This window comes from Paenibacillus sp. BIHB 4019 (assembly GCF_002741035.1).
Taxonomy (GTDB): Bacteria; Bacillota; Bacilli; order Paenibacillales; family Paenibacillaceae; genus Pristimantibacillus.
In genome coordinates this window covers 4,853,508-4,864,376 of record NZ_CP016808.1, presented here as the reverse complement: position 1 = coordinate 4,864,376, position 10,869 = coordinate 4,853,508, and the positions used below count along the sequence as shown (strand labels likewise).

At 48.9% G+C, this 10,869-nt stretch carries 9 protein-coding genes; 6 read left to right on the top strand and 3 right to left on the bottom strand.

All coding sequences use genetic code 11. The features are described from left to right. Positions 1–60: 60 nt before the first annotated feature. Positions 61–5,799, bottom strand: a complete 5,739-nt coding sequence (locus tag BBD42_RS32690) for a family 43 glycosylhydrolase (protein WP_269467254.1) — start codon at positions 5,797–5,799, stop codon at positions 61–63. Between the two features lie 392 nt (positions 5,800–6,191). Further along, positions 6,192–6,626 carry an Hsp20/alpha crystallin family protein gene (locus BBD42_RS21080; RefSeq protein ID WP_099519752.1) on the bottom strand — a complete coding sequence of 145 codons (435 nt, stop codon included), beginning with the start codon at positions 6,624–6,626 and terminating at the stop codon, positions 6,192–6,194. Positions 6,627–6,889: 263 nt separating this feature from the next. Between BBD42_RS21080 and BBD42_RS21075 the strand changes: the two genes are divergently transcribed. The 6 genes from BBD42_RS21075 (at position 6,890) to BBD42_RS32750 (ending at position 9,008) form a co-directional block, all read left to right on the top strand. Then, a complete protein-coding gene (locus BBD42_RS21075; protein ID WP_099519751.1) occupies positions 6,890–7,129 on the top strand; it encodes a spore germination protein in 240 nt (79 codons plus the stop codon). Continuing rightward, complete coding sequence (locus tag BBD42_RS21070; protein WP_046229874.1) at positions 7,126–7,329, top strand: spore germination protein GerPB; 204 nt, start codon at positions 7,126–7,128, stop codon at positions 7,327–7,329. Before BBD42_RS21075 ends, BBD42_RS21070 begins: the two co-directional genes overlap by 4 nt. A gap of 18 nt (positions 7,330–7,347) precedes the next feature. Further along, complete coding sequence (gene gerPC, locus BBD42_RS21065) at positions 7,348–8,007, top strand: spore germination protein GerPC (RefSeq protein ID WP_099519750.1); 660 nt, start codon at positions 7,348–7,350, stop codon at positions 8,005–8,007. Further along, on the top strand, positions 8,000–8,215 hold the full coding sequence (locus BBD42_RS21060; RefSeq protein ID WP_099519749.1) for a hypothetical protein: 216 nt from the start codon (positions 8,000–8,002) through the stop codon (positions 8,213–8,215). Before gerPC ends, BBD42_RS21060 begins: the two co-directional genes overlap by 8 nt. After that, positions 8,212–8,670, top strand: coding sequence for a spore germination protein GerPE (locus tag BBD42_RS21055; protein WP_099519748.1), 459 nt, complete (start codon positions 8,212–8,214; stop codon positions 8,668–8,670). Before BBD42_RS21060 ends, BBD42_RS21055 begins: the two co-directional genes overlap by 4 nt. A gap of 245 nt (positions 8,671–8,915) precedes the next feature. Beyond that, a complete protein-coding gene (locus BBD42_RS32750) occupies positions 8,916–9,008 on the top strand; it encodes a dihydroorotate dehydrogenase (RefSeq protein ID WP_099521728.1) in 93 nt (30 codons plus the stop codon). A 160-nt stretch (positions 9,009–9,168) separates the two neighbouring features. Here BBD42_RS32750 and BBD42_RS21045 read toward each other — a convergent pair whose 3' ends face one another. Further along, positions 9,169–10,845, bottom strand: a complete 1,677-nt coding sequence (locus BBD42_RS21045) for an extracellular solute-binding protein (RefSeq protein ID WP_099519747.1) — start codon at positions 10,843–10,845, stop codon at positions 9,169–9,171. Positions 10,846–10,869 lie beyond the last annotated feature (24 nt).

Here is a 10,869-nt window from a genome sequence, read left to right as displayed (position 1 = left end):
TGCAACAATGGTATAAAGGCAGAATCCGTCATCCTATTTATCAATAAAATCTAAACTGTATTAGATTAAATCCGACTTCTGCAGCAGCAGCTGCACCATCTTGGCAACCTCGGCCCTTGTCACCTGCGCTTTCGGAGCAAGTATAGCTTCACTTCTACCAGTTACGATGCCCGCTTGTATGCTGTCCGCTATTCCGCTTTTCGCCCAGTCAGCCACCTTAGATGCATCGGTGTAAGGCTTTAATAGCTCGCTCGCAGCTTGGCTGGAAAGCTTCGCCTTCATACCGGTAATGACCATCGCCTTCGCTAAAATCGCCATCGCCTGCTCGCGGGTAATGTTCTCTTTCGGCCGGAATGTGCCATCCTCGAATCCATGGATAAGTCCGTAGGCTTGGGCGGTCATGACCGCGCTGCTGTACCAATCTCCCGCCAAAATATCCGAGTATGAAGGAGAGCCGCTTTCCAACTCCAATCCCAGTCCCCTTACGATGATTGCCGCGAATTCCGCCCGTGTGATGGCTGCACTTGGGTTAAACAAATTTTGGCCGATGCCATTAATGACCATTCTTGAGCCCATATCGTTGACGGCATCCTTTGCCCAATGATTGGCGACATCCTTGAACATGACCGGATGATAGATAATCGAGTAGGTGCTGTTTGACAAGCTGCTCAGCAACGCATAATACTTGCCGTCCACCTGAACGATTTTAGTTGGCACATGACGTATCGTTCCATCCGGCTCTATTACAACGCCTGTTGTTATTTGGTCCGGATGGATACCCTCTGGAAGAGTAATTGTCCGCTGGACATAAGCATTGAACTTCGTCAGATGAATGACAGAATTTTTATTAAATAGACTAATTTTAAAATCGATTGGCGGTACGGCCAAGGAAAACCCCTCTCGAGCAGCCGCATTCTCTGCCACTTTTGCCATGTCCTCGGACGCTCCTGCAACTTCAAATTGCATCTCCAAATGTTGCAGATCGACCATTGCTCCGAGTTGACCGATGATCGCGTTTATATCAATTTGCTGCACAGGCACGGTATAGGCTGCCCGATCGGTTTTGATCTCAATTACAGCCTTCTTCTCTCCTAAGCCTTTTAGCATTTGCGCATTCATCTGCCCGATGACGATGTCGGAGCCGTTATTAACGGGAATGGTAATGATCGCATGATCCCCCAGCGAAGCAAGCAGCTGCCCTAGCTTCTGTTCGTCAAACACAACCGTTGTAATGATTTTCCCATTTTTATTTGTCACTACGGCAGTTCCAGCACTCACAACCTTGCCGTTGATTAGGATGTCGATACTGCTGCTTCCTGTCCCTGGTGTAGTTGCTGGTGCACCGCCACCGCTGTTTCCTCCGTTGTTTCCACCATTGCTGCCACCATTGCTGCCTCCGTTATTTTCGCCCGTTACCGTAATTTGCGTTACCGCTTTTTTCTCTTTGCCTCCGGCAACAGCAGTTAATGTCAGCGTCCCTAATCCAGCCGACAAGCCTTTAATGGTTACGGCAGCTTTGTTGCTGCCGCCTACGATGCTAATAGAACCGCTAGCCTCCCATTGATAAACGGGGTTGGTTGCATCCGTTGGATCAAGCGCCGAGTTAACAGCCAATTGCTCATTCACTTTAAGGGTTTGTGCCCCATATGAAATGCTAACCGATTGCAGGGGAATGTTGTCCTCCGTTTCAAGAGCAGTGAATTTCCAATAATCCATATTGAAAAGATTACTCTCGCCTTCTCCTTTGAACATCAAGAAAACATTGTGAACCCCTTTAACAGAGCTCACATCGGTTTTCATCAGCTTCCAGGCTTGCTCTCCGCCTGTAGAAGCGGCATCAAGCATGCCTATAACCTCGCCAATAGGACTATCTAAACGAATTTCAATTTTCCCGCCTACGACTGAAGCAATATAGGCTTCGAATGATCCGGCCCCATCATTGCCGAAATCAACATTCGCAACCGCCAGCCAATCCCCGTTATGAATATTTGTGACATTCAGATTAGGACTTGTGCTTTGGCTTTGGCTGCCTGGCGCTTCAAATATTTCTGTCAAAATGCCTGCTTGCCATGCAATCGTTTCTGCTTCCGTTCTTTGATAGGGATCGAGCGTTTTCAGTTGAGCGATACCTTCCATATCAGCTTGAACCTCTTTCATTCGTCCATTCTCGTAAAATTCAACCTTATTAATATGAGTGGAACGATAGCCTTTTCCATCACCTATAGCCGCTTTGCTGACGGTTTGAGCATGGTAAGTGACATACCACTCTTTATTAAACTCGAATATGGCATGATGGTTATTACCGCCAACCCCGAAAAACGTATACGGATTTTTCAGAATTGGGGCGACATACGTGAACGGTCCCATCGGATTGTCGCTCACCATATAAGCAATTTCACCAGGAGGCGGTGTGCCTTCCGGATGGGTACCCGCAAAATTCGAACAATAGGAATAATAATATTTTCCGTTATACTTATGAATGCCGGAATCCTCGAACATGAAAGGAGCATCGATTGTAACCGCCGACCCTTCTGTACTGATCAAATCATCGCCCAGCTGTATTACTCTGGCGGTGTTGGGGTGAGCCATTTGTTCTGCAGTCGAGTTAGGTTCACCAGGAATGCCCCCGCCAAAATATAAATAACCTTTGCCGTCGTCGTCAACCAATACTGCCGGGTCAAACAGCCAGACGACGCCGGGAACGCCTGGCGTATTTCCGGTAATCAACGCTTCTCCGAGCGGATCAATCCACGGTCCGAGCGGGCTGTCCGCAGTCAGCACGCCAATTCCTCCTGCACCGTTAGCAAAATAAAGGAAGAACTTATCCTTGCCGTTTATTTGCTTATGGGCAGCTGTCGGCGCCCAAGAAAAAGCCGCCCAGTCAGCAATGCCGCCTGATCCCGCCACTGGAATTGCGCCATGATCCGTCCAGTTCACCATATCTGCCGAGGAAATCACATGTACTTTATTCAAATTAGCGAACGAATTGTCTTTAATATTTCCGCTGCTGTCATATTCGAAGGCGTCACTCGACATATAGATGTAAACTCTTCCATCAAAAACTAACGCATACGGATCAGCTCCCAGCTTGTGGCTCATCAGCGGATTGGAGTAGCCTGGAATTTTCGCAAGCGCTTTCGTATCCAACTGCTTTAATCCAATGTTCGCTACTGCATCATGAACGTTATAAACGACATTTCCGCCTTCAACAGCAATGTAGTCTGTGCGAATGGATACGGTACGATCAGATGGTACAAATCCATCGACCGTCAGCTTGATCGTCGCAAAAAGGTCGGAGGATGCATTGGCAAACTTCACCTTGTCCCCAGATACATGCAGCTGAAGATGATGATCGTCATACGTATACGTCCCATTTCCAGCTAAATTGTCTGCATTGAACTCAACACCGGTTACCGTTAAATATTCAGGTATATTAAAGGACGCTGAAATCGACTTATACCCCTCATTAGGAAGCGCTTCCATCTTTATGGGTACGGAAAGCTCCATATTCTGAACCCCTATAACATCTGGCACATTTCCCAAATCTGCTTGCAGGACGGTTGCGGCTGAATCGGTTCCCGTCAGCTTGTCGGCTGCTCTAAAGTAATCAAAATCGACATGTCCGCCTGTTATTTTCGTAGCAAAATTAAACAAGGCGAAGCGATAGCCCATAAAATGGTCCAACTTATAGCTCAATTGAAGGGTATTTCCTATTGCTCGCCATTCAACGCCATTTAGACTATAGTAGAAATTGGCTTTATCGGTAAAATTCCTATAGTCAAATTCGACTTTCAAGTAGACTCTGTCCTGTGTGAGTGGAATACTTGCCAACTCTTCTGCTGTCCCTGAGCTTGCATTCACCATTACGATGGATTTCGCATTGCCCTCCATTTTCACGCCGACAAAGCCATAGTCCTTCTGAAAAGCGGCGAGACCCGCAAAATCTCCATTTTTCATTTGGCTTATATCCATTGCTACTTGGCCGGAGCTTTCTGGGCCAAACGTTCGTTGGGTAAGCGTATTTCTAGCATTTTCGATGCTTGTGCTCTTCCTTCCGTTCGTAAGCCGCAAATAGCCTGGACGCTGTGTCAACGACCAATGATTTTGATCTGGGTTATGATTCCACTGCCATACTAAGGAAAGATTGGAGCCATTGTAGTCATATTCTCCGTCGTTTGTTTGGTCCACACCTCCGGCTGGAGTAACGTCAATGAGTGACACGTCATCCACATAAAAATCCATCAAATCCTTAACCGGATCTTGCTCCGCTGTCCAGGAGGTTTCGATGAAAATAATCGGCTCATGAAGCTCGGCATCTGCCGGGATGGTGTAGTTGCCTTCAATCGTTCCCCATTCCCCCTTGTTTACCATAGCTGATCCCATCACCTTGATCGTTGTCCAATCTCCGTCTTGCATTGCGATATTAAATTGCCTTCTAGCAGGAAGCGAGTCGTCGCCTTCATATTTTACCTTTGCCAAAAATTTATAGGTGCCGCCAGCCTTTATTTTGCCGGCAAGCCGTTGCTGAACCCCTGCCCCTGTAGCCTGTCTGCTGCTGACGTGCATGCTGTTGGAGCCGCTGTGATATACGCTGTCTGTTACCGTAACAATGGCCTGATCATGAGCTGTCCATGGGTCTTGACCTTCTTCAAAGCTGCCGTTGAGCAGAAGCTCTTGTCCTTCCTCTGCGAAAAGCTGTGCAGCTAGGCCTGAAACTTGTTGCATAGCAGCCGCATTCGCTGCTGAACGGCCTAATGCATTAAATTGTGAAGCCCCCACTCTCTCTGCGTTCTGGTAGAACTCATCGGAAGCTGCAATATTGCTGTTCGCGCTTACTCCGCTTACAGGCATGTTAATGCTTTCCGGTATTGTACCGTTGACGCCGAACACCGGCCAATTATTTTCCCAAGCAACGGGTACCAGAAACGGTATGCGTCCTACTGCGCCGTGATCTCTAAACAACAGGCCATACCATTTGCCATCTTTCATGTCGACAATGCCGCCCTGTGCCGTTCCTTCGCTTAATGCCACTCTTCCCTCATATGTACCATCGATTGTTGAGGCGCGATGGACGATTTGAACACGAGGTGAATTTTTAGGCCATGCGATATTGAATACATAATAATAACCATTTATTTTTTGAATGTGAGAGCCCTCTGCAGGTAAACCTACGTTCTCTATTGTGCTTGCTACCAAGCTGGCGTCGGGGATAAGGATTTTGTTTAGACCGCCGGCTTTAATCGCAGTCGCATCTGCGGTAAGCTCAATGATTTTAATATCACCGCCGCCGTAAACCATGTACACACGCCCATCATCATCAAACAGCAACGACATATCATGATAAACCCCGTCAAGCTCGGATCTGGTCCAAGGCCCTTTCTCAATATCGGCCGTTTGATAGATATAAGTTTTACCGGTATTGTATGAAGAAAATGCGACATAATAGCTGCCTTTATAAAATCTTAAACTGCTGGCCCACGAGCCTTTGCTATATTCGCTTTTTCCATTCCGAAACGTCTGCTCGTCATGATCAGCCAAAATATCATACACATAGTTGACGATTTCCCAGTGTACGAGATCCGTTGATTTCATAATTGGTACGCCTGGATTCATATGCATAGTCGTACTGGACATGTAATAGACGTCGCCTACTCGAATAACATCGGGATCTGGAACGTCAGCCCATAATAATGGATTTTGAAATACAGCCTCTTCCTGCTGAGCGAATATGAAGGTGCTGGGCAATACGTTTAACCATAATGTAAACGCTACCAATAATGCGAATGACTTCCTGAACATTTTTTTCGTCTCCTCCTTCAAATGATCGTTTCTGTGCTTATCATAAAATAATTATCTGCACTAATCGATGTGTTTTTTTATTTGAAAAGTGAAAATTATTATTAATATATTTTTATTTACCATTATTTGATTTAAAAATAGAAACGAAAATAGAGAGCAGCACAGTAGCTAATCTGCTCTCTCATCTCCTACATTTTTGAATGGCCCAAGCAAGGCCGTCCCTTTTTATGTAATCGCTTTCAAATCTGCTCTTTTATTATCGAATAAGTCTCAAACTAAAAACAACGTTCATCTTTTTACATGGCCCGCATTCCTTTTCTTCTTAAGCTTCAGGCAGCGGGCAAGAAAAACTTGTTCAGCAAGGTTCAATCGTCCTATATACTTCTTCCGCTCTACTCCTGCCACCGAATATCCGCCTCATAATACTTCCGCCCCACCGGCCGTTTGCGCAGCTTCACACGCAGCTCGCCATCCTTCACGATTGCTCTGCACACACGGGGGCGCACCCCAACAGGCAGCTTAATCAATTCCTTCCTATTGCCGGGCAGCCCTTCAACGCGCAGGCGGTCTTCCTTTACCCATAAACGAAGCTCTTCTGAGCGCACATGTGCGGGAAGCGGAAATTTGACGATGATAAATTGCTCGCTCTGGGAAAAAGAGTACGGCGAAGCTTGCTCCGCTATTGCTCCGGCAGCTTCAGGCAGCGCTTTGGTCATCATTTTGCGCACAAATTGCTCCACCCAGTCCGGCTCGCGCAGCACATCAAACCCTTTAGGCAGCTTCTGCCCTTCTACCCAGCGTTCGAGCTCATCCCATTTAGAATCCATCGTTTGCCTCCCACCTCCCGGCCTATCTCCACTATATGCGCCGCCCAGTTAGGCGGATACCTCTTTAGCTGCTTCTGCGGCAAAACAAAAGTAAAGGAGATATGGCTTTTCAGTAACTGCAAATATCGCTGTTCTTTCCCATGAAGGATTCAAACAGCCACATATTAGGCGCAAGGTCTCAACATATATCCAGCAGGGAACCTCTGGGCGAATGCCGCATACGATATTACAACCATACGCTTAGCAGCAAGGAGGTCTTTGCTATGCCCGCTATAGTCGGATTCGTAAAAATCGTTAGCGTCGGCTCCAGCTCCATCGTCCAGTTTGGCGACGCCGTGCAAATGTCGCCCTCCAGCACTTCCAAAACCTATGCTGGCTCAGGCTCCTTCCTTACCGGCAGTCTGACGAATTCCAACAACGCCGTAAGCGCCACAAATACGCTTGATCCAGACGTACAGGACAGCACGCAAAATGAAGTTGCGAGCGGGGTCAATGTCGTATGAATTGGACCGTTCATCAGACGATTACGATTCATCAGCTCCGCGTGGACAGCGTTTCGAACAGCTCTGTCCTGCAAATAGGCAGCGCAGGCTCCATTCGCTCCTTGTCCCAGCTGTATAATACGGGCGGCTTCACAGGACCAGCCGCCCAACTGGGGGGCGAAAATCCGCTCTCCTTCGTTCCGCTGCCCAATCCGACCTAAGGAAAGGAGGTTTCAACGATGCAGCAGCAGCCAAATCAGCTGTCGCCATGGCAGGCCTGGTCGCTCGACGTCGCAAAGCAGCTCCAATGCCAGCAGGAAAGCATCACTGCGTTGGAGCAGCAGCTTGCGGCCATCTGCGAGCAGCTCAAAAAGCTTGAAGCGAAACCTACTTATAATGTGGAAAATTTGCAGTACCATTTTGACCAGTTAAAGGTAGAAAAGCTTGAAGGCACGCTCAATATCGGCATGACGCCGCAGGGATCGCCGGATATGAATGGCGATATTGAGCAGATGGCCATATCCAAGCCGCTCGTCTATCCCGCTCCGCCTAATGGTGCAGCTCACCCAACAGATCCCTATGCTCCGATTCAAAATGATTTGAATCAGTATATCGACAATGAAGGCGCACAGAAGCTGATGCAAATGGAAAAGCAGTTTTGCATGCCGCTTGATCCCCATCACCGCAGACTCATTTTGTCCGATATCCGCAGCCAAATGCCTGCGCGCATCCAATATTACGCAAGGTCACTGCCCCGCCAGGATGGGGTTAGCGAGGAAACCGCTGCCCAGCAAAACCGAGCCGAGGTGTTCGCCAAAACCGCTCGCGATGCCGATGCGGCAATGCTTCAATATATGCAGCAATTACAGAATGGAGGCGTAAGGGAAGCCCATGATTAAATTTGTCGTACACAATGATTGCCTAAGCGTCGGTAAAGTTGACATACTCGGTATATCCAGCGCATCGCATTTTCAGATCGGCGATAGCGACTATGTTACGCTTTATTCCATTTTTGATACACCGCCTGAATCCGTAATCGTTGGTCCGCTCGCACCTTTTCCAGAACCAGGTGGCGCCAGCAGCGCGGAAGGGGAAGGCTTGGCATGAGCTTCCCGCTCGACTACCCGATTCGTACAGCTGAGGTTGGCGGTTTGACGATTATTAGCGCCTCGGGATCGGCTATCGTCCAGCTCGGAGATCGCGGGCAATCGACGCCGAAGCTTCGCGCGCTTGCGCTGCAGCGGGAAATTGACCACACTCGGGCGGGCGATGTTTATTTTGAATCATATGATTTATTCACCCAGTCGTTTCCAAGCTTTGATGATTTTGATGGCCCGGCTAAAGACATCGTTCATGTTAAGCGCACCAATCATTGCCCGCGGATCATGGTTGGCTGCGTTTATATTATTGCGATGGGCTCATCATCGAGCGTACAAGCGGGGAATGCGATGGAAACGATCGCCGAAGCGCGGATTAAACATATTCGCCAGTTCAAGCGTCCTATTCCAGTACCCGGTATCGGCTGCCCGCTTCCTCCGGTCAAGCCTGCGCTGTATAGGTGAATGGCAGCATAGTCCATAGCTGATCTGTACGAAATACCTGCAAGGCAATATGCCCTTGCCAAGCTTCCGTTTTTTTAACTAGGCATTAGCTGAAATGCAAATGTGACGGTACAAACGTCCAATTTTTCCATACGCCTCCGGCATACATTAACCATGTGAACAAAAGCTTCACACTAACAAAACCATTCAGGAGGTTGTTAATAGTGGGATACCCTGTAGCAGGCGCTAACGTAGGTTGCGGTCCAATCGCTGGTGCCAACAGTTGTTGGACAAATACGGGCACAATTCTCGTTCTCTTTATTTTGCTAGTTATCATCTTGCGTACCTTCTGCTTCTAAGCTTATTCACGCCATTGCACGTTAGCGCATATTGATACGGCTTGCTTTAAAGCCAGCTTCATTTAAGCAGCACTAGCAATAAAGGGGCAGGCGGATACAGACACGGCAATAACCGGCGGGGGGCATGGGGCCCAGCCGGTTATTGCCCGTGCATGGATAACTATTCCTCGGAAATACGCGCCGCAATCTCCTTCGTGATCTCATCCCCGCCCTGCAGGCTCCACTGCTTGACGAATTCATCAAAGCTGTCCAAGCTTTGGTCGCCAACAATGATTTTCAAATAGGTCTCGTTTTCCAGCCGCTCCAGTGCGGCCCATTTTGTGCCCATCGCTGGTGTTGTGCCGTAGAAAACGCTGTTTACTTTAATCATGGGCGTTTTTCGTATGACACCGACGCCATATTCGTAAGCTGCTGCGGGCTTCCATGCATCCAAATTTTTCTTCGGGTTCTGATGCTCGGTTTCCGTCATTTCATACAGCTGGTAAGAGTCGGGATCAAGCGTCGACGGGTCAAGCTTGCCTTCCAGCACGCCCTGCAACTTATCATAACGGCTGTCTACCGCATCCGAATAATCAAGCAGCAGGTCGAACGGATAATAATGGCGCAGCTGCACGCCGGACTGGGATGCATATTCATCCAGCCATTGGATTTCCTGAATGTTCGGGTCCAGCCTACGCTCCAGGCGGGTAAATACATTGAGCAGCTTAACGACCGCCTCAGGATGCTCATAGCCTTTACGCACAACGAGATAACGATCCGTTACCGGTGCAGTATGGGTCACATACTCCCCGTTCGCATCAACCGGAGCCGCATAAGCGCGCCACTCTGCTTTCGTATTCTGGGCTACTGCCTCTGATAACGGCCAATAAGGCATCCACCACGGCCCAAAAAACATCCCTGCTCTGCCGTCCACAATCGGCTCCTCCGACTCCCGATACAGCACAAACTGTTTGTCGATCAGCCCTTGCTTGTACCAATCGGCCAGCTGGGCGAGCGCAGCCTTGCTCTCCGGTGTAATCGAGCCGTATACGACATTGCCATCTGTATCCCTCGTCCAATTTTTCGGAAACGCATGGAATGAATGAAAAATAGAATCAAAGCCGCTTGGATTCGGCTTCTGCCCGAATACGACAATTTTGTCGCCGGCTATACCGACGGTATTCGCCTTGCCGTCGCCATCAGGGTCGCGCTGTACGAAGGCACGGGCGATCTCTTCAATATCGCGAAGCGTCTTCGGCGGCTTCAGCCCTAGACGGTCCAGCCAATCCTGGCGCACCCATAGCAGGGTGACCGCATCCATCTCAATTGCCACATTAGGCAGGCCGTAAAGCTTGCCATCACGCGAAGCCTCCTCCAGCGCCTTGCCGCCCGATGAAGCATAAATATCGCGTACCAGCTTGGAGCTGTATGCCGCATACGTACCCGTTAAATCCTGAATCATGTCATTGTCGATAAGCTTCCGCAGCTGGGCGCGGTCAACGACCATTGCATCAGGCATATCATTGCTTGCAATGGCAAAGCTGATTTTTTGCTCAAAGGCATCGTCGCCCTTCGCTTCCCAAGCATGAACGACCTTTATATTCGTCAATTGATCCAAGTAGCGGGAAATGGGGTTGTTGTCATTGGTGTCGCTGCCGGATAAACGGGATTCGGGTATTTTGAACCCTACCCGGACGCTGACCCGCTCTGGCATGCTTCCATAAGCGAGTGGCTCCGCGCTGCTGTCTGCCCGTTCATCCCCTGGCAGGCCGCTCGTCTGCGCCGGGCTATTATTGCCTGTACAAGCTCCGGTCAGCAGCAGCACAGCCATTATAAGCAAAGCTAATCTCGCTTTCATTGCTCCCCCTCCATTTCCCCTTGG

Coding starts and splice junctions, on each gene's coding strand:
- BBD42_RS32690 (WP_269467254.1), bottom strand. CDS start 5,799: ATGTTCAGGAAGTCATTCGCATTATTGGTAGCGTTTACATTATGGTTA.
- BBD42_RS21080 (WP_099519752.1), bottom strand. CDS start 6,626: ATGGATTCTAAATGGGATGAGCTCGAACGCTGGGTAGAAGGGCAGAAG.
- BBD42_RS21075 (WP_099519751.1), top strand. CDS start 6,890: ATGCCCGCTATAGTCGGATTCGTAAAAATCGTTAGCGTCGGCTCCAGC.
- BBD42_RS21070 (WP_046229874.1), top strand. CDS start 7,126: ATGAATTGGACCGTTCATCAGACGATTACGATTCATCAGCTCCGCGTG.
- gerPC (WP_099519750.1), top strand. CDS start 7,348: ATGCAGCAGCAGCCAAATCAGCTGTCGCCATGGCAGGCCTGGTCGCTC.
- BBD42_RS21060 (WP_099519749.1), top strand. CDS start 8,000: ATGATTAAATTTGTCGTACACAATGATTGCCTAAGCGTCGGTAAAGTT.
- BBD42_RS21055 (WP_099519748.1), top strand. CDS start 8,212: ATGAGCTTCCCGCTCGACTACCCGATTCGTACAGCTGAGGTTGGCGGT.
- BBD42_RS21045 (WP_099519747.1), bottom strand. CDS start 10,845: ATGAAAGCGAGATTAGCTTTGCTTATAATGGCTGTGCTGCTGCTGACC.